This window comes from Amycolatopsis japonica, from assembly GCF_000732925.1.
In the GTDB taxonomy this organism is placed as follows: domain Bacteria; phylum Actinomycetota; class Actinomycetes; order Mycobacteriales; family Pseudonocardiaceae; genus Amycolatopsis; species Amycolatopsis japonica.
Genome location: NZ_CP008953.1, coordinates 1,657,275 through 1,676,165, shown reverse-complemented (window position 1 = coordinate 1,676,165; position 18,891 = coordinate 1,657,275). Strand labels below are relative to the sequence as shown.

The window sequence follows — 18,891 nt, the reverse complement described above, 5'->3', positions numbered from 1 at the left end:
AACGCCGCGCGAGAGGAGCCGTGAAGCATGTCGCTGTTCGGTCATCGTGACTATCGGCATCTGTTCGGGGCGCAGCTGGTCGCGCTGTTCGGCACTGGATTGACGACCGTAGCGCTCGGGCTGCTGGCCTACGACTTGGCGGGGTCCGACGCGGGCGCCGTCCTGGGCACCGCGCTGGCCATCAAGATGATCACCTACGTCACGGTGGCGCCGCTCGCCGTCGCGTACGCCGCGACCGGGTGCCGCGCCGTTTCTTCCTCGTCACGCTGGACGCGATCCGCGCGCTGGTGGTGCTCGCCCTGCCCTTCGTCGACCAGGTCTGGCAGATCTACGTCCTGATCGTGATCCTCCAGTCCGCGTCGGCCTCGTTCACCCCGGCGTTCCAGGCCGTGCTCCCCGATCTCCTTCCCGACGAACGCGACTACACGAAGGCACTGTCGCTGTCCCAGCTGGCTTCGACGATGGAGAGCCTCCTCAGTCCGCTCCTGGCCGCCGCCGTGCTCAGTCTCGTGTCCTTCCACTGGCTGTTCACCGGCACTTCGCTCGGTTTCGCGGCCTCCGCCGCACTGGTGCTGAGCACCCGGATCCCGGACGCGGCGCGCGGCGACCGCGGCGGGGCCTGGGATCGCACCATGGCCGGGATCAAGATGTACCTCGCGACCCCGCGCCTGCGGGGCACCCTCGGCCTCGACCTGGTGGTCGCGGCGGCCGGCTCCGTGGTCATGGTCAATACCGTGAACTACGTCCGAGACACCCTCGGCGGAACACAGTCCGACGTCGCCCTGCTCCTGGCGGCCAACGGCGCCGGCACCATCCTGGCCGCGCTCCTGCTCCCCCGTGTACTCGACGGGATCCCCGACCGCACCGTCATGCTCACCGGCGGCGGAACCCTGCTCGCCGGACTGACCGGCGCCATCGCACTGTCCACAGTGGAGCACGGGGCCGCGGCGCCGGTCGTATGGGCCGTCATCGGGCTCGGCACCGGGCTCGTCCTCACTCCCGTCGGCCGGGTACTGCGCAGATCCAGCCGTCCCGCCGACCGGCCCGCGATCTTCGCCGCCCGGTTCTCCCTTTCCCACGCCTGCTGGCTACTCGCCTACCCGATCGCCGGACGGCTCGCCACCGACGCCGGGTTCACCGTCACCTGGCTCGTCCTCGGCGCACTCGGCGTCATCGGCCTCGTCACGGCCGTCCGCGCGTGGCCACGAAACGACGACGAGGACCGACCGCGGCCGAAATCCCGGCCAGGTCAACCCTTCGAGGACATCACCGGGCAGCCACCGGCGGCAGCGCGCGCACGGCCTTGACGGCGAGCATCGCGAGCGGCACCGATATCGCCAGAACCGCCACGGTCTGCCCGGCGGCGATCGCGATCATGATGTCCAGTTCCGCGGTGCGGGCCGCGAGCCGGAGGTAGTCCAGCAGCGTCACGACCCGCTGCACGAGGGCGACCAGCGCGAGCGAAGCGAGCGTCGTCGACCACGACACCGCGGCACTCCGCCAGCCCAGGCGAGGCACGCTCAAGTAGACGACCGCGGCGACGAAAACCGCCGCACAGTCCACGCCCGGCCAGTCCACGAGCGCCGGAACGCTGACATAGGTGACCGACATCGCGACCGTCAGGAGGCCGACACCGGCAAGCAGCGCGACGAGCCACGGCCGCGCTTTCACCGGTGGGGCCTGCCGATGGAACGCGACCAGTGCCACCACCGGCAGCGCCTCCAGCAGGAGTCCGACGGTCCCGGACAGCCCGTACGCGCCCTCGACGGCCACGAGATCCACGCCGAAGAAGACCGAGGCTTGAGCCAGCGCCGTCACCGCGAGCCACCGCGCCGCGCGCCGCCTGCCGGTCACCAGGCACAGATAAGCCGCCACCCAGACCAAGCCGAGCAGGGTCTGCACGTCGGCCGGGATCGGATTCGTCACCGAGGGAGACCACAGCCACGCCCCGATACCGACCAGCGCGGCCACCGCCTGCACGAGCAACCCCACCAGCGCCAGCCGCCGGACCGTCTCACCCCACACGAGGTAGCGGAGGGGCGCGCCGTCGCCTCCCAGCCGCAGCCGCACCGCCAGCGCCACGACGCTCGCCACCTCCGGCCAGCTCGGCCTGCCGTGGTCGACGGCGAACTCCGCGTCCTCGGCGTCCTCCGGCATCTCGCTGTGCAGGAAGGTGGCGACCATGTCCTCCTCCCACGCCTGACGATAGGAGGCGGGGAGCAGCCGCAGCACCCGCCGGTACCGCTCCTCCAGGCGGTTCACGCCAGGCCCCCGGTGTCCGCCGGCCGCCACGCGCGCAGCCGTTCCGAGGCGGCGCGGGCGTTCGAGGCCTGCCGTTGGACCTCGGCCGCGAGCGCCGTGCGGCCGTCCTCGGTCAGCCGGTAGTACCGGCGGAGCCGCCCGTTGGCGACCTCCTCCCGATCCGGCTCGACCAAACCGTCCGCGACCAGCCGATCCAGCACGCCGTACAGCGTGCCGACCTTCAGCTTCACCCGGCCGTCCGAGAGACCGCTCACCTCGCCGACGATCCCGTACCCATGCCGCGGCGTGTCCACCAGCGCGGTGAGCACGAAGAACGCCTGCTCCGTCATCGTTCGACCAGCCATGGGCACAATATATCGCTAGCCGATATATTGTGCCACCTGCGAGAATCCGTCGCACTTGAAAAGAAAGTTCGCCATGCCTAAACTTTGGCTTAGGCGCCCCGACAACACCGCGGACAGGTGACCCGATGAACTGGAGTCAGCTCCTCGTTCCCGTGACCAGCGGTGTGTCCGTCGCCCTCATCGTGGCGACCGTCAGGTTCCTGTGGCGGCGCACCCGTCTGCCGACCGGCCTCTCCCAGCGGATGACCCGGCGGAACTACCTGGCGGAGATGCTCGTCATCTCCAAGAACGACAACGTCGACCGGCTCGACGCACTGGTCCCGAATCTGCTGCCGGCACAAGGCTCCCCCGTGCTCGTCGAGATCCAGGAGTCGTGGACGCAGATCAACGGCCGGCGCGGCGTCCGGGTGATCACCCGGACCGAGCCCGCGTCCCTGACCGCCGGAGCCGAGTTGCTCGCAGCGGGGATCGAGGTTCGCGTGTCCCGCGCACTGACCGCGGATCACCTGTCGTACCACCTGTTCTCCGGTTCGGAACACCACACGGTGCTCAACCGCCGCAACGGCGGGAAGGACCGGCCCGAACGACTGGACGAGATCTCCGCAGCCAAGGTGTTCCGCAGCCACTTCGACGAGACGTGGAGCGAGTCCGAACCCATCGAATCGTTCCTGGCCGGGCAACTCCTGGCCGGGCCCGACTCCGGCCTCGCGGACCGGATCCGGGAGCAGCGCGCGGCGTACCAGCTGCCCGCCAAGGCGGAGGACGCGATCCTGCGGCATCTGGCGTTCCGCCACCGGGCGCCGGTCGTCTTCGTCACCGGCCTGCCGGGTGCCGGCAAGTCACTGGTTCGACGAGCTCTCGCCGAAGAGCTTCGGCGGTGGCGGATGCAGGTCGACGAGCTGAACGACTACGTCTACGCGTTCGAGGAATTCCTCCACGCCTTGATGCTCCTCGGCGACGGTCGCGGTGCCGGCTTCAGCGCCCAGCAGGGCGGCGCGTTCCAGGTGGAGCGCGAGGACGATCTCCGGCCCGCCCTGCACACGCTCGGCCACCGCGTCTGGGAAAACCGCCGGAGCAACCCGATCACGATCGTCGAGTTCGCCAGGGCCGACACGATCGGAGCGCTCCAGGTGTTCGGCGACGAGGTACTGGCGGCGTCGCAGATCATCCACGTCCGCGCCTCCGACACCGAGCGCTCCGCCCGGCTGGCCAGACGGGGCGAACCACCGAAGATCTCGGTGGCGGGTCAGTCGATCAGTCTCGAAGTGTCCGACGAGCATCGGCTGCCCAGCAACGCCGCGGACACCCTGTACAGCAGGGATGACTTCGCACTCCTGAAGGCACAGAAGAACATCGCCAACCGCCTTTTCCTCGTCGAGAACGACGCCGAGGAAAAGGCGCACGTCGACGAACAGGTCACGGCGTTCGTCGAGGCGGTCGTGCGCCCCTACCGAGTACTCGCGCGTACCTAGACCGCAGAAGGTCGTTTCATGATCCCCCCAGTCCGGTGCCGCTCTACCATCGGCTGACACCGCGGGCGCGCTCCGGCGAGGTGACCGGCCGGAACGAGACTCCGCGTCGCGATCGGGAGAGGGGAACGAGTCATGACCATGCGGGCGGCATATCTGGCAGAGCCCGGAGTGGTCGCGGTCGGGCGGTTCCCGATACCGCGCCCCGAGGAAGGGCAAGTGCTCGTCGAAATGCGGCACGCCTCGATCTGCGGCTCGGACGTGCACATCGTGTTCGACGGCTTCCACGATCAAGAGCGGTTGGGCAGCCCTGGCTATCCAGGGCACGAGGGCATCGGAGTGGTGGCGGAAAGCCGCAGCCGAGCCTTCGCCGCCGGCGATCCTGTGCTCACCGTGCCGCCTGTGGAACACACCGGTTGCTTCGCCGAATACCAGGTCGTCGACGAGGGGAGCCTGGTACCGGTTCCGCGCGAGGGCGACCTGTCCCGCCTGCTGCTCGCACAACAACTCGGGACCACGGTGTTCGGGATGGCGAAATTCGTCGACGGACCCCCACCCCGGACCGCGGCCGTGATCGGTGCGGGCTCCGCGGGATTGTTCTTCTTGCAGTTGCTGCGCCGCATGGGATGTGAGTCCGTGCTCGTGTCGGACCTCGATCCCGGCAGGCTCGTCGTCGCGGACCGGCTGGGCGCACAAGTGGTCGACGCACGACGAGCGGCTCTCGCGGACACGGCACGCGAGATGACCGGCGGTATCGGCGTGGACCTCGTCGTCGAAGCCGCCGGGCCCGACGCCTGCAGGGTGGAGGCGGTCGAAGCCGTCCGGGAGCGCGGCACGATCGGGTTCTTCGGCTTCCCCGAACGCAAGGGCACGGCCCCGTTCCCGGTGGAGCGGGCATTCCGCAAGTCGGTACGGATGGAATGGGTCAACGGAACGCAGAAGGAACCGGGCCTGGTGTCGTTCCGGCGAGCCGTGGATCTGATCCGAAGCGGCGAGATAGTGGTCGACCATTGCCTCGAGCACGCCTTCGACCTCGGAGACATCGCCGAGGCGTTCGCGTCCGCCCGCCGCCACGGTGATGGCCACCCGAAGGTGGGAATCATTCTGCGCTGATCGGCACGCACTCACTTCGAGGACCGCGCAGCCACCTTGTCGGATCGCGCGATTCTTGAGTCTGTCGATCACCACGGAGCCGTCTGTGTCCCAGCCGAGTTGGGTGACGATTCCGTCGTTGATCACCGGGCGATCGACTACTTCATCGATATTGCGGTCGAGGGGCGGGCTACGGCGTTCCACCTTGGTCGGGGCGGATGTGTCGAGGTCCGAGAAGGTTGCATACGAGCCCTACTCCTGACAAACGCACCCATTTGCCGCCGTGCGGGTGGGAGCGACGCACCCTCATGCCGATGAGCGAGCGATCAGCGCGACGACGATGCCCGAGGCCCACATGCCGCGACTACAAGGCCGCGGCGACGGGCGCCGATGCCGTGGCTGACCGTGATCGGCACGATCGCTGGGCCGCGGATCGATTCGCCGAACTGGAGAAAGCCACCTCCTGGGCGGAATGGGGCCCGGCGACGACCCGCACCATCTGCGAGGTCGACCGTGCTTCGTCCTTCGGACAGTCTGATCCAGGCACCGTGACCTGTACTTCGACCTGGGTGCGGCAAGCAGGCTTCGACGGCGAACTGCCTGACCGGATCCGAGCTTTCGACGAGATCGTCAAGACACACGAGTGGTCTGAAAGTGCAGGCTCGATCACACAACCCATCGACTACTACCGCCAGTTCCGGGGTCGCCCGGAAGGACCGAACCGGGTCTACGACGCGAGCGACCTCCCCGGCGTCGGCTACACCCGGCAGGTGGCCGACACCACCCGCATGGGACTCGGCGAGTCCTGGACCGAAGCGGGACAGCCGGTACGGGAGCACCCCGAGCCGTCGTCAGACCTTTTCACCCATACCAGCGGACCGAACCAGCATGCCTTGATCACCGAGCAGCTGACCCGACACCATTACGTGATGACCTTGACCATGAGCACCAGGCAGACCTATCCGACGTGTCGGTGAAGCTCATGTGTTCGGCGGCCGGGAAGTACACGTCACGCTTCCAGCCCGTCGACGCCGTCCAGAACGCCGCCCAGTCGTCGTTGTACCGGTGGTTGAAGGCCGCCAGACGACACCAGCCACCTTCGACCACCCGCTGGTGACTTCCGGAAGCCGGCTGAACGACGGCGGCGTGGTGGTCGAACACGGTTTCGCCGGGGCCGGGGCCGGCCTCACGCTCTCCGTCGCCGCGATCGCCACCATCCCCGCCGCCTTCGACGCACACGTCCCGGTCACTCCGGTACTCAAAGCGGAGACCGCTTAGCAGCGCCACGCGAATCGGACCCGACCACACCGACGGTCGAGGACGGACGGTTTCTTCGAGGCCTGACCGTACGTCCATTCCGGAAGCCGATTCGGCCACTGTGGACACCACAGCCGCGCGAGCGCGTCTCCAACGACAAGCTTCCGCGATCGCGGAAGCTTGAGAAAGGATCACCGACGTCAGCCGGCTCCCGAAATAGCGAAAAGCGCCGATCGAAATGATCGACGCTTTTCGCGATGTACCCCCGATGGGATTCGAACCCACGCTACCGGCGTGAGAGGCCGGCGTCCTAGGCCGCTAGACGACGGGGGCTAGGATTTTCTCCTTCAGGAGGAGATTTTCAGTTGTTCACCTGCTGTGTTGCTGTGGAGAAACTTACCAGACCGGGTTTCCCGCCTTCGCAGGGGGGGTCACTCTGTGTTTCACTCCGGAGAGTTCTCCAGCTGGGGTACCAGGACTCGAACCTAGACTAACTGGACCAGAACCAGTCGTGCTGCCAATTACACCATACCCCAGTGAGGTACCGTTCCGATCTCGACCGGCTCGGTGCCGCACGAGAAAGAATACTAGAGCACGCTGTTCCGCACCGTGAAAGCGGGGGTCTCAGTAGCGCGCTGAGCGGGCACGCCGAGCTTCGCGAACTCGGAAACGAGCAGCTCAGGCAGCTCGTCGAGGCCCGAGATGGTGTGCACGCCCGCCGGGGCGCGCTCGGCGATGCCGTCCCGGTCGAGCCAGACGGCCCCCAGGCCGGCGTCGCGCGCGCCGATGGCGTCGGTGTCGAGTTTGTCGCCGACGTGGACGGCCTGCGCCGGGTCGCAGCCGAGGCCGAGGCAGACCGAGTGGAACATCGCCGGGTCGGGTTTGGCTACTCCGAGTTCACCGGCGATGGCCACGTGATCGAAGAACCGGGCGAGGCCGAGGTCGGCGATCTTCTTGCGCTGATGCGCGCCCGAGGCGTTCGTGACCGCGGCGACGAGAACACCGGCGGCCCGCAGCCATTCAAGGCATGGGAGGACATCTTCGAACAATTGCCACGAACGGGTGAGAATTTCACGACGACGTCTTTCGAAGCCGCTGACCTGCTGTTCGTCGGCCAAAATGCCGATCTCGGCGAGGAAACATTCCGTACGCTTGTAATGCATGGTCGCGTAATCGATTTCGCCCGCGACCACCAGCGCGACATGCTCTTCGGTGATGAGATCCCACAGCGGCCAAAGGTCGTTCTGGCCAGTGAGGGCGCTCAGGCTGAGGCGGATCGCCGCCGTGCAGTCGATCAACGTGTCATCGATGTCGAGGCACACCAATCGTAACTCCGGCGGCTCCCACGGGGCTCCGTCCGGAGCGTCCGGCGTGGTTCGTGACGAGGTCCGGGGCACGAGAGCGAAATCCACCAAGTGAGGCTAGGGCACTCAGCGCGATCGCGACTCTGCCGATGAGGTGATTAAGGCTGCTCTGTTCCGGCGCGGGCACTCTACTCCCAGTTGGTGAGATGACGTGTTTTAGTTACCGGACAACGGCTAACGCGGGCGGCCGGGTGAAATGTCGATACGCGGCACCCCATCCGATTCTCGGCGCGCACGCCCTGTGATGACAACGAAATCCTTGCCCCGCTTGGGTCGCGAGACCGTCCACAAGGGCATTTCCGCGATCGCCGTCCTTCCGGGACGGTCGCGCATCCCTCAAGTCCTTTTTGGACATTCGTCTCGACGTCCGCCGGTTCACGCGGTCCGGTGAGACCTGGGCCATACCCCGAACAGCGTATCCGCCCGGATGGCGCTTGACGCGCCCGTCGGAGGGGTGCATCCTGAGCTTATTCAACAAGTGATGAATAAGGGTTCGAAGGGGTGGGACGGATGAACGAACGTACGAACTGCGTGGTCGTCGGCGGTGGCCCCGCGGGTATGGTCGCCGGATTGCTGCTGGCCAGGGCCGGGGTCGAGGTCACCGTGCTGGAGAAGCACCAGGACTTCCTGCGGGACTTCCGCGGCGACACCGTGCACCCGTCGACGTTGACGTTGCTGGACGAGCTGGGCCTCAGCGAGAAATTCCTCAGCCTGCCGCACAGCGAGATCGCCTACGCCGGCTTCCCCGCCGAGGACGGCACGATGATGCGCCTCGCCGACCTGACCAGGCTGAAGGTGGCGCACCCGTACATCGCCATGGTCCCGCAGTGGGACTTCCTGGACCTGCTCGCCGACGCCGGGGCGAAGGAACCCACGTTCACGCTGCGGCAGAGCACCGAGATGACCGGGCTGATCTTCGAACACGGCCGGGTGAGCGGGGTCCGCTACCGCGACGCCGACGGGAAGGCCGGCGAACTGCGCGCCGACCTGGTGATCGCCGCCGACGGACGCTGGTCGCTGGCCCGCCGCGAGGCCGGGCTCATGACGAAGGACTACCCCATCCCGTTCGACGCGTGGTGGTTCCGGATCTCACGGCGGGACGGGGAACGCGAAGGCATGCTGACCCCGAAGATGCGGGATCGCCGCTTCGCCGTGCCGCTGCCCCGCAAGGGCTACTTCCAGATCGCCTACCTCAGCCCCAAGGGCCAGGACCTGCGCGACAAGGGCATCGAGGCGTTCCGGGAGAACGTGGCCGCGATCCTGCCCGAGCTGGCCGACCGCGTGGACGAGCTGAAGACGACGGACGACGTCAAATTCCTCGACGTCAAGATGAACCTGCTGCGGAAGTGGCATCTCGACGGGCTGCTGTGCATCGGTGACGCGGCGCACGCGATGTCGCCGGTCGGCGGGGTCGGCATCAACCTCGCGGTGCAGGACGCGGTCGCGGCCGCCACCCTGCTCGCCGAACCGCTGCGCCGCGGCAGGCCGTCGGTGGCGGATCTGGCGAAGGTCCGCAAGCGCCGTCTCGCGCCCACGATGCTGGTGCAGGGGCTGCAGCGGATTCTGCACAAGAACGTGATGGGGCCGGTGATGGCGGGCAAGCGCAACGGCCCGCCCGCGCCGATGGTGAAGCTGTTCAGCCGGTTCCCCGCGCTGTCCTACATCCCCGCGCGGCTGCTGGGCCTGGGGCTGCGGCCCGAGCACGCCCCGGCCTTCGCGCGGCGGGCGATGGAACCGGCCGGTTAGCCTCCGGATGCCAGGAAAGGTCCTTTCCTCGCAAATTTTGCAAGGAAAGGACCTTTCATGGCGCGCTAGATGTCTTGAACCGGGTTCGTCAGGGTGCCGATGCCCTCGATGGTGATCGACACGGACTGGCCGTCCTCGATCGGGCCGACGCCCTCGGGCGTGCCGGTCAGGATGACGTCACCGGGCAACAGGGTCATCACCCCGGACACGAATTCGACCAGCTCGGGGATCTTGTGCACCAGGTCCGACGTCCGGCCGTCCTGCTTGAGCACACCGTCCACCTCGGACTTGAGCGCGAGATCGGCCGCGTCGAGCGAGGTCTCGATCCACGGGCCCAGCGGGCAGAAGGTGTCGAAACCCTTCGCCCTGCCCCACTGGCCGTCGGACTTCTGCAGGTCACGCGCGCTGACGTCGTTCGCCACGGTGTAGCCGAGGATCGCGCTCGCCGCGCGGGCGGCGGGCACGTTCTTGACCGGCTGGCCGATGACGATCGCCAGTTCGCCCTCGAAGTCGACACGGCCGACACCGCGCGGACGGCGGATCGGCACGTTCGGCCCGATCACCGTGGTCGACGGCTTGATGAACAGCATCGGGTCCTGCGGGACCTCGTTGCCGAACTCGGCCGCGTGCTTGGCGTAGTTCCGGCCGACCGCGATCACCTTCGACGGCAGGATCGGCGCGAGCAGCCGGACGTCGGCGAGCGGCCAGCGTTTGCCGGTGAAGTTGGGGTTGCCGAAGGGGTGCTCGGCGATTTCCAGTACCTGGGCGTCGTCGCCGTCCCCTTCGATCGAAGCGAACGCGACACCACCGGGATGAGCAATTCGGGCTAGACGCACTCCCCCACTGTACGACTCCTCACGCCGGGCCCTCGCTGAGGGACTTGTGCACGAGCGCGTCGCACAGCGCCAGCCAGCTCGCCTCGACGATGTTGCCGTGCACGCCGACGGTGGTCCACTCGCGCTCGCCGTCGCTGGTCTCGACGAGCACACGGGTGACGGCGTCGGTGCCCGGATGGCCGGGCAGGATCCGCACCTTGTAGTCGGCCAGCTCGACACTGTCCAACCAGGACAGATGCGGGCTGAGCGCCTCGCGCAGGGCGGCGTCGAGCGCGTGCACGGGCCCGTTGCCCTCGGCGGTCGCGATCACGCGCTGCCCGGCGACGTGCACCTTCACCGTCGCCTCGGAGACGACCTCGCCGTCGGACCGGTGGTCGAGGACGACCCGGTACGACTCGAGTTCGAACGGCGGTTCGTCGAGGACGTCGCTCTGCGGGCCGTCGACCTCCCGCCGCAGCAGCAGTTCCAGTGAAGCGTCCGCGGCTTCGAAGGACCAGCCTTCGGATTCGAGGCGTTTCACCTTCTTCACGGCGCTCGTCAGCGCCTCGGGCTGGCCGGCAAGGTCGACCCCGAGCTCACGTCCCTTGAGCTCCAGGCTGGCCCTGCCGGCCATCTCGGTGACCAGTACCCGCATGTCATTGCCGACAGAAGCTGGATCGATGTGGTTGTACAGCAACGGATCCACCTTGATCGCGCTCGCGTGCAGTCCCGCCTTGTGGGCGAAGGCCGACGCCCCTACGTAAGCCTGGTGGGTGTAGGGGGCGATGTTCGCGATTTCGGCAAGGGCATGGGAGACCCGGGTGAGCTCGGCGGCGCCTCCGGTCGGGAGCACCTCCATACCGAGCTTGGTCACCAAATTCCCTGTCACGGCGAAAAGATCGGCGTTACCCGCCCGCTCGCCGTAACCATTGGCGGTGCACTGGACGTGCGTCACGCCGGCCTGCACGGCGGCGACGGAATTCGCCACCGCGCAGGAAGTGTCGTCCTGACAATGGATTCCGAGCCGGAATCCGGTCCTTTCCTTGACCTCGCGGACGGTTTCCGCGAGTCCGAGCGGCAGTTGCCCGCCGTTGGTGTCGCACAGCACGGCGACGTCGGCACCCGCGTTCACGCCCGCGTCGAGCACCTTCAGCGCGGTGTCCGGGGAGAACGCGTAGCCGTCGAAAAAGTGTTCCGCGTCAAGGAAGACGCGACGTCCTTCACCGACGAGGAACGCGACGGTGTCGCGCACCATCTCGCAAGCTTCGTCGACGTCGACCCGCAGCGCGCGTTCGATGTGCCGCAGATCGGATTTGGCCACGAGCGTGACCACCGGTGCCTGCGAGTCGAGCAGGGCCCGCACCTGCTGATCCTGCTCGGCCTTGGTGCCCGCCTTCCGCGTCGCGCCGAACGCGACGAGCGCGGCATGGCGAAGTTTCAGCTCGCCCGAAGCCGCACGGGCGAAGAATTCCGTGTCCTTGGGCAGCGCGCCCGGCCATCCGCCTTCGATGAACCCGACCCCGAGTTCGTCGAGCAGCCTCGCCACCGCCAGTTTGTCCGCGACGGAGTAGGAGATCCCCTCACGCTGCGCACCGTCGCGCAACGTCGTGTCGTACAGGTGGAAGGCGTCGCCGAGCGGTGTATCGGCGGGCTCCTTGCGGGTCACGGGAATCTCCTCGCGGTGGTGGCAAAGCGTGTTCAGGCAACAAAAAAACCTCCCGCATGGGTGCGAGAGGTTGCGCGCCGGGGGCTCTTGTGGAGCTGTTATCCGGCGCGCTCGGCGATAATGATGGTGCAGGAGGTCACGGACGCATCATGGCACACGCTTCGCCGGGCGTCCACAAACCGGGCGAAAGGTTCCACACTTCGGGACGCATTCCCGGATCACCAACGCAGCGAAGGGGCCCTTCACCGCGTGAGATGCGGTGAAGGGCCCCTTCAGCCCAAAAAACTACTGAGTGACCGGGCGCACGTTCGACGACACCAGGGCCGCCAGCCGGTCACCGATCGCGTGCGTCGCACCGGGCGACGCCTGGTCGCGGGTCGCGAGGTCGAAGGCCACCGAGGCCTCGATCCGCCGCGCCGCTTCCTTCTGTCCCAAGTGGTCCAGCAGCAACGAGACCGAGAGCACCGCGGCGGTCGGGTCGGCGAGACCCTGGCCGGCGATGTCCGGCGCGCTGCCGTGCACCGGCTCGAACATGCTCGGGTTCCGCCGGGTGATGTCGAGGTTCCCGCTCGCCGCCAGCCCGATGCCGCCGGTCACGGCGGCCGCCAGGTCGGTGATGATGTCGCCGAACAGGTTGTCCGTCACCACGACGTCGAACCGGGACGGGTCGGTCACCAGGTGGATGGTCGCGGCGTCCACATGGGAATAGGCGACCGTCACCTCCGGGTGCTCCAGCGAGACCTCTTCGACGATCCGCGACCACAGCGAGCCCGCGTACTCCAGCACGTTCGTCTTGTGCAGGAGCGTCAGGTGCTTGCGGGGCCGCGCCTCGGCCCGGTTGAACGCGTCGGTCACCACGCGCCGGACGCCGAACGCCGTGTTGACGCTGACCTCCGTCGCGATCTCGTTCTCGGTGTCCTTGCGCAGCAGGCCACCGTTGCCCGCGTACGGGCCTTCGGTGCCTTCACGCACGACGACCATGTCGATCTCGCCCGCCTCGGCGAGCGGTCCGCGCACACCCGGGTACAGCCGGGCGGGGCGCAGGTTCACGTGGTGGTCGAGTTCGAACCTGAGCCGCAGCAACAGGCCACGCTCCAGGATGCCGCTCGGCACCGTCGGGTCGCCCACCGCGCCCAGCAGGATCGCGTCGTGCTGACGGAGTTCACCGAGTACCGACTCCGGGAGCAGCTCGCCGGTGGAGTGCCACCGGGCGGCGCCGAGGTCGTAGTTCGTGATCTCCGCCGTCGGTACGACCTCACCGAGCACCTTGAGCGCCTCGGAGACCACTTCGGGCCCGATCCCGTCTCCTGGGATCACCGCGAGCCGCATCCACACACCTCCGTAGACCAGGCCACCGGCAGTCCGGATGGCCCATCCGCAAGAAAACGCCAGCAGCGGAAGGTTACCGGCCGTAGCCCGGTAGCCGTAGCCGCACCACCCTTATGCCGGAACCTCCCACAGAGCGAGACAGCCGAAAGAGTGAAAACAAGAAGGGACGCCCTGGCGCAAAGCATGCCGCCAGGGCGTCCCTCACCTCATCGAACGCCGGTTATCGCACTATCGCGTCAGCCCACACCGATCGGCTGACGTCCGGTGTGCCGCCCGCCGTTGCCCGGCCGGTCGACACCCGTGTTGCCTCCACCCGCGTTCGTCTGGATCTTCACCACGTTCGCCCGGTTGCCCGAGGCGTTGTGGTGCTCGATCGCCAGCAGGCCCAGCACGGTGTCCTGCGCGGCCGCGTTGCGGTTGACCACCAGCGCCGTGCCCGGCTTCGCGACGTAGCCCAGCGCGGAGTCGCCGCCGCCCTGGACCGTGTACGCGGGAGCCAAGGCGTCGAACGAAAGCGGCGTGCCGACGTAGTCGATCGTCGACGAGTCCGCACCAGGCGCCGCGTAGAACCCGGAGGTCCCGACCGTGTAGCTGATCTTGTGCGACGCGGCGTTGGGGTCGATCCCCAGCGCGGCGATGCTCACCGGCAGCACGACGACGTTGGTGTCGTACACGTTCGTGTCGACGTCGCCGAGCTGGCCGTTGATCGGCTGGATGTCCACCTGCGGGAAGCCCGGCTTCAGGGCCACGGTGACCGCCACGAGGACGTCGGTCGACGTCACCTTGGTCACATAGGTCTCGAAGTCCGGCTGCCCGTCGCCCGTGGTGTCGATGTCCACGAACGGCGAGGTGTTGCTGCCCAGGTTGGCCAGGTCGCTCCAGGTGGTGAGACCGAAGGCCAGCAGCGCGTTCTCCGGCTCACCCTGCGCCTTGGCCAGCGGAGCGGTCGACGCCGCGCCGATGTAGCGCAGGTCGGCGCCCTTGGCGGTCTGGTTCAGCGTGCAGTCGGTGGTGACGTCGCCGTCGCACTCGGGCAGCTGCGGGGATTCCGCCTGCAGTTCGAGCACGCTGATCAGCGAGCGGTACCGCTGCGCACCGGAGCCCTGGTCCACGCCCTTGCCGGTCAGGTTCAGCACGGCCTGGTTCTGGCCGGCGCCGAAGTTGACGTTGCCCGGGGTGTTGATGGACGAAACGGGCTTCGGCGCTGAGTACACCGAGAGCCGCAGCGGAACGGTCGTGCCGCTCTTCGGGGTGAACGCGATCCGGCCGGAGGCGTCCGCCACGAACTGGCGGGCGAGGCCGACCTGCGTGGCCGCCATGGTCGGGTCCATGACCTTGCGGAGCGCCTTGGGGTCGGCGATCTTCAGGGTCACCTTCACCAGCGCGATACCGCGCGGGCTCAGCTTCACCGTCGGCTTGTCCACTGTGTACTCGACACCGGGGAGCGAGTTCACGGCTTCGTAGCCCACCGAGTACTCGACCGGCTTGATGCCCTTGTTGACCACCTTGACCGTCTTGGTCAGGGTGACCGGGCCGCCCGCTTCGACGACGCCGAAGTTGACCGAGACGAAGCCGGGGTTGTCGACGACGTAGGCCAGGACCTGGTTGTCCAGCGCGGCCTTCGCGTCGATCCGGCCGCTGCCGACGCGCTGCGGACCGTAGACCCGGCCCGAAGCGTCGTGGATGTCGTGGCCGGCGGTGTTGATGACCGAGGCCTTGACCTCCTCGACCGACCAGTCCGGGTGCGCCTGACGGATCAGGGCGGTGATGCCCGAGGTGTGCGGAGCCGCCATCGACGTCCCGGAGATGACCAGGCGGCCCGCTCCGCTGCCGGCCAGCGCCGACGAGATCGAGTCACCGGGCGCCGCGACGTCCGGCTTGACGGCCGGGCCGCGCCCGCCACGCGAGGTGAACGAGCTCGGGGTGTCCACAATGGACTGATCGGTGGTCGGCACGGACACGCGGCCCTTGCCGGTCATCCGGATCTGCAGCGTGCCCGCGGCCACCGCCGGGCGGACCGAGGCGGTCGCGCTGCCGGTCAGCTGGAACGTCGGCAGGGCCGCGTTGCCCGCGATACCCGCCGAGAAGTGCTCCAGCGTCGAGGAGAACAGCGCGCCCTTGGCACCGGCTGCCTGCGCGTTGTTGGAACGGGCGCCGGAACCGCAGGCGCGGGTCGCGTCGTTGTCGTCCCATTCGAGGAACACGATCTTGCCCGCGGCCTTGGCCTTGTCGGCTTCGGAGTACGGCTTGCAGCCGGCGGCGTTGTCGGCCGACAGCGTGACCACCGGCGCGGTGACGTCGAGCGTGTCGTAGGTCGCGTAGTTCTGGCTGAACTGGCCGGTCTTCGCGCCCTTGACGCCGTCGGGAGCGACGGCTTCGACGGCGTCGCGGAGGACGGACGCGTCACGGCTGCTGGCGACGGTCAGCGCCTCGGGCGTGTTGCCCGGCGCGCCGCCGACGTCGTTGAGGTCGCCGCCGTTGCCCGCGGAGAACACCGGGACGACGTTGTTCGCGGCGATCTTGCGCACGAACAGCGAGTCCGGGTCGTCCGGGGTGGCGAAGTCGCCGCCGAGGGACAGGTTCACCACGTCGAGGTGGTCGGTGAAGTCGCCGTCGCCGTCCGGGTCGAGCGACCAGTCGAGCGCCTGCGAGGTGACGTTGGTCGAGCCGTCGCAGCCGAAGACCTTGATGGCGTACAGGAGGGCCTTGGGCGCGGTGCCCGGGCCGATCTGCATCGCTTCGATCTTCTTCTTGTTGAGCTTCTTGTAGTCGCCCGTGAAGGTCTTGCCCGCTTCGTCGACACCGAAACCGGCGACCGTGCCCGCGACGTGCGTGCCGTGGTGGCCGCAGGCGAGCGGGTTGGGGTCCGGCTTCGGGGTCTTGAGGGCCGGGTCGTCGCTGCCCGAGTCGTAGGCGTCGCCGACCAGGTCGATACCGCCGACGACCTTGTCGGTCGGGAAGGCCGGGGTGGCCTGGTCGCGGTTGATCGCGTTGTAGGCCTCGGCCGTGCCCGGGCCGCCGAAGTCGGCGTGGGTGTAGTCGATGCCGTCGTCGATCACGCCGACGCGGATGCCGTCGCCGTAGCGGCCGGTCTGCTGCCACGACGCGAGCGTGTTGGTCAGCTGGACCGCACTGGAGTTGGTGCGGGTCTTGGGGACCACCTTCTTGACCGAGACGACGTCCGGCCGCTTCGCCAGCTCGCGGATCTTCGCCGCGTCGGCCGTGACGACCGCGCCGGCGACCGCGTTGGCGGTCTGGGTGACCAGCTGGGTGCCGGCGTCGGCGGCCTTGAGCTGACCGACGACGGAGTTCACCGTCGCGGCCGCGGCGGCCTTGGCGTCCTTCGCGGCCTTCTTCGCCTTCTCCTTGCCCGCGCCCTTGTTCTGCTCGGCGTTGAAGGCGTCGACGGCGGGCTGCTTGGCCAGCTCGACGAAGGCGGTGATCTGCCCTTGGGCGGCCTTGAGCTTCGGCTCGACCTTCCCCTGGAATCCGTTACGGTCGATCTTCGCCGGTGTGACACCGTCCGCGAGGGGGACATCCTGCGCGGCTGCGGTCGCCCCGGTCACGGACGTCGCGAGCAACGCGGCGAAGACCGCGGCCGATGAGCGGATGGCCCATCGGGGTACGCGGGATCTGTTCATGAGTAAGTGCCCTCACTCGAGGCCTCGACTCGGAACCTGCCTGCCGCTCGAACACACCCCCGACGGTGAGCCCCGGCGCCGCGCCGTGCCCTTGACGGCGCGATGGTTCGGCCTCGCCGGAAGAACCTATCCGGGGACCAGCCCGACTTCAGTAGGCATTTTTCACCGTTATTGAATCTTGCTCTTCGCGCGTGGTCGACTACTTGCGAAGAGCGCAAACAACTTGTTGGCACATAACGAAAGCCGCGTCCGTGGACGCGGCTTTCGTCAGTGCGATTCCCGCAGGTCAGCCGAAGTTGACCGCGCGGATCGTGTGCGCGCCGACGGTGGCGCCGATCGGCTCCAGCAGGTGCGAGTCGACGGAACGGTCGACGCGCAGCAGCATCACCGCGTCCGCGCCGTCGGTGGTCTGGCTGATCTGCGCGGCCTCGATGTTGAGGCCCGCCTCGCCGAGCAGCGTGCCGACGCGGCCCATGATGCCCGGGCGGTCCGGGTACTCGAGCAGCAGCACGTTGCCCTCGGCGCGCAGGTCGAAGTGACGGCCGTTGACCTCGACCAGCTTCTCGACCTCGTCCTTGCCGGTGACCGAACCGGACACCGAAAGGGTCGTGCCGTCGGCGTGGACCGCGCGGACGGTGACCAGGCTGCGGAATTTGGGGCTTTCGGTCTCGGTGACCAGTTCGACCTGGACGCCCAGTTCTTCGGCGACGCGCGGCGCGTTCACGAAGGTGACCTGGTCCTCGACGACGCCGGAGAACACGCCGCGCTCGGCCGCGAGCGGCAGCACGCTGACGTCCTCGGCGGCCAGCTCGCCCTTGACCACGACGGTGACCGAGGCCGGGGCCTTCGGGTTCAGGGCGGTCAGCACGGTGCCGAGCTTCTGGGTGAGCGAGAGGTACGGCCGGACGTGCTCGCCGACCGTGCCGCCGCCCGCGACGTTCACCGCGTCCGGCACGAAGTCGCCGCGCAGCGCGAGCAGCACGGACTTCGCGACGTCGGTGCCCGCGCGGTCCTGCGCCTCGGCGGTCGACGCGCCCAGGTGCGGGGTGACGACGACGTTCGGCAGGCCGAACAGCGGGCTCTCGGTGGTGGGCTCGGTGACGAACACGTCGATACCGGCACCGCCGACGTGGCCGGAGCTGACGGCGTCCGCCAGCGCCTGCTCGTCGATGAGGCCACCGCGCGCGGCGTTGACGATGATGACGCCCTGCTTGGTCTTCTTGAGCGCCTCGGCGCCGATGAGGCCCTTGGTCTCCGGCGTCTTCGGCAGGTGGATGGAGATCGCGTCGGCGCGCTCCAGCAGCTCGTCCAGCGTGACCAGCTCGATGCCGAGCTGCGCCGCGCGGGCGGCCGAGACGTAGGGGTCGTACGCGATGATCTTGGTGTCGAACGCGGCGAGCCGCTGCGCGAACAGCTGGCCGATCTTGCCGAGGCCGACCACACCGATGGTCTTGCCCTGGATCTCGACGCCGGAGTAGGCGCTGCGCTTCCACGCGCCGCCCTGGAGGCTCTGGTCCGCGGCCGGGACCCGGCGGGCGACGGCGAGCAGCAGCGCGACGGCGTGCTCGGCGGCGGAGACGATGTTCGAGGTCGGCGCGTTGACCACCAGCACACCGCGTTCGGTGGCGGCGGGGACCTCGACGTTGTCCAGCCCGACGCCGGCGCGGGCGACGACCTTGAGCAAGGTGGTGGCGCCGAGGACCTCGGCGTCGACCTTCGTCGCGGACCGCACGAGCAGCGCGTCCGCCGTCTTCACGGCTTCGAGCAGCGCGGGGCGGTCCGTGCCGTCCACATGCTGGACCTCGACCTCGTCGGAGAAGACGCTCAACACGGAGGGCGCGAGCTTCTCGGCGATGAGGACGACGGGCTTGTTCGGCTTGGTCACGATACGGCTCCCACTATCTGG

16 protein-coding genes and 2 tRNA genes are annotated in these 18,891 nt (G+C 68.3%); 8 read left to right on the top strand and 10 right to left on the bottom strand.

Annotation, left to right across the window (positions count from 1 at the left end):
- The first annotated feature begins 27 nt into the window (after positions 1-27).
- A complete protein-coding gene (locus AJAP_RS45190; RefSeq protein WP_321167116.1) occupies positions 28-339 on the top strand; it encodes a hypothetical protein in 312 nt (103 codons plus the stop codon).
- Positions 240-1,307 (top strand): MFS transporter, encoded by a 1,068-nt coding sequence (locus tag AJAP_RS08280; protein WP_321167115.1) that lies wholly within the window; start codon positions 240-242, stop codon positions 1,305-1,307. The genes AJAP_RS45190 and AJAP_RS08280 overlap by 100 nt, the downstream gene beginning before the upstream one ends.
- On the opposite strand, the gene AJAP_RS42425 is transcribed toward AJAP_RS08280, so the two are convergent.
- Both AJAP_RS42425 and AJAP_RS08270 read right to left on the bottom strand, forming a co-directional pair.
- Positions 1,267-2,262 (bottom strand): hypothetical protein, encoded by a 996-nt coding sequence (locus AJAP_RS42425; protein WP_148311484.1) that lies wholly within the window; start codon positions 2,260-2,262, stop codon positions 1,267-1,269. The genes AJAP_RS08280 and AJAP_RS42425 overlap by 41 nt on opposite strands.
- Positions 2,259-2,606 (bottom strand): PadR family transcriptional regulator, encoded by a 348-nt coding sequence (locus AJAP_RS08270; protein WP_321167114.1) that lies wholly within the window; start codon positions 2,604-2,606, stop codon positions 2,259-2,261. Before AJAP_RS08270 ends, AJAP_RS42425 begins: the two co-directional genes overlap by 4 nt.
- Before the next feature lie 125 nt (positions 2,607-2,731).
- Between AJAP_RS08270 and AJAP_RS08265 the strand changes: the two genes are divergently transcribed.
- The 5 genes from AJAP_RS08265 (at position 2,732) to AJAP_RS44045 (ending at position 6,445) form a co-directional block, all read left to right on the top strand.
- Positions 2,732-4,078 carry a DEAD/DEAH box helicase family protein gene (locus AJAP_RS08265; RefSeq protein ID WP_038509382.1) on the top strand — a complete coding sequence of 449 codons (1,347 nt, stop codon included), beginning with the start codon at positions 2,732-2,734 and terminating at the stop codon, positions 4,076-4,078.
- A gap of 132 nt (positions 4,079-4,210) precedes the next feature.
- Positions 4,211-5,188, top strand: coding sequence for a zinc-binding dehydrogenase (locus AJAP_RS08260; RefSeq protein WP_198941815.1), 978 nt, complete (start codon positions 4,211-4,213; stop codon positions 5,186-5,188).
- Between the two features lie 293 nt (positions 5,189-5,481).
- Positions 5,482-6,144, top strand: a complete 663-nt coding sequence (locus tag AJAP_RS08255; protein ID WP_148311483.1) for a hypothetical protein — start codon at positions 5,482-5,484, stop codon at positions 6,142-6,144.
- Positions 6,135-6,284, top strand: coding sequence for a hypothetical protein (locus tag AJAP_RS44050; RefSeq protein ID WP_158509791.1), 150 nt, complete (start codon positions 6,135-6,137; stop codon positions 6,282-6,284). The genes AJAP_RS08255 and AJAP_RS44050 overlap by 10 nt, the downstream gene beginning before the upstream one ends.
- A complete protein-coding gene (locus AJAP_RS44045; protein ID WP_158509790.1) occupies positions 6,281-6,445 on the top strand; it encodes a hypothetical protein in 165 nt (54 codons plus the stop codon). The genes AJAP_RS44050 and AJAP_RS44045 overlap by 4 nt, the downstream gene beginning before the upstream one ends.
- Before the next feature lie 239 nt (positions 6,446-6,684).
- Here AJAP_RS44045 and AJAP_RS08250 read toward each other — a convergent pair.
- The 3 genes from AJAP_RS08250 to AJAP_RS08240 form a co-directional block, all read right to left on the bottom strand.
- Positions 6,685-6,757: transfer RNA gene (locus tag AJAP_RS08250), tRNA-Glu, on the bottom strand.
- Between the two features lie 131 nt (positions 6,758-6,888).
- Positions 6,889-6,960, bottom strand: a tRNA-Gln gene (locus AJAP_RS08245).
- Positions 6,961-7,011: 51 nt separating this feature from the next.
- Positions 7,012-7,746, bottom strand: coding sequence for an HAD family hydrolase (locus AJAP_RS08240; protein WP_038522653.1), 735 nt, complete (start codon positions 7,744-7,746; stop codon positions 7,012-7,014).
- A gap of 552 nt (positions 7,747-8,298) precedes the next feature.
- Between AJAP_RS08240 and AJAP_RS08235 the strand changes: the two genes are divergently transcribed.
- Positions 8,299-9,534, top strand: coding sequence for an FAD-dependent oxidoreductase (locus AJAP_RS08235; protein WP_038509378.1), 1,236 nt, complete (start codon positions 8,299-8,301; stop codon positions 9,532-9,534).
- A gap of 65 nt (positions 9,535-9,599) precedes the next feature.
- On the opposite strand, the gene AJAP_RS08230 is transcribed toward AJAP_RS08235, so the two are convergent.
- The 5 genes from AJAP_RS08230 to serA all read right to left on the bottom strand — a co-directional run bounded on the left by AJAP_RS08230 (position 9,600) and on the right by serA (position 18,870).
- Complete coding sequence (locus tag AJAP_RS08230; RefSeq protein ID WP_037341952.1) at positions 9,600-10,370, bottom strand: fumarylacetoacetate hydrolase family protein; 771 nt, start codon at positions 10,368-10,370, stop codon at positions 9,600-9,602.
- Positions 10,371-10,389: 19 nt separating this feature from the next.
- Positions 10,390-12,015: a citramalate synthase gene (gene cimA, locus AJAP_RS08225; RefSeq protein ID WP_038509377.1), complete on the bottom strand. Its 1,626-nt coding sequence runs from the start codon at positions 12,013-12,015 to the stop codon at positions 10,390-10,392.
- Between the two features lie 285 nt (positions 12,016-12,300).
- Complete coding sequence (locus tag AJAP_RS08220; RefSeq protein ID WP_007031599.1) at positions 12,301-13,344, bottom strand: 3-isopropylmalate dehydrogenase; 1,044 nt, start codon at positions 13,342-13,344, stop codon at positions 12,301-12,303.
- A gap of 236 nt (positions 13,345-13,580) precedes the next feature.
- Positions 13,581-16,985 carry a S8 family peptidase gene (locus tag AJAP_RS08215; RefSeq protein WP_038509376.1) on the bottom strand — a complete coding sequence of 1,135 codons (3,405 nt, stop codon included), beginning with the start codon at positions 16,983-16,985 and terminating at the stop codon, positions 13,581-13,583.
- Positions 16,986-17,271: 286 nt separating this feature from the next.
- Positions 17,272-18,870 carry a phosphoglycerate dehydrogenase gene (serA, locus tag AJAP_RS08210; protein ID WP_038509375.1) on the bottom strand — a complete coding sequence of 533 codons (1,599 nt, stop codon included), beginning with the start codon at positions 18,868-18,870 and terminating at the stop codon, positions 17,272-17,274.
- Between the last annotated feature and the right edge of the window lie 21 nt (positions 18,871-18,891).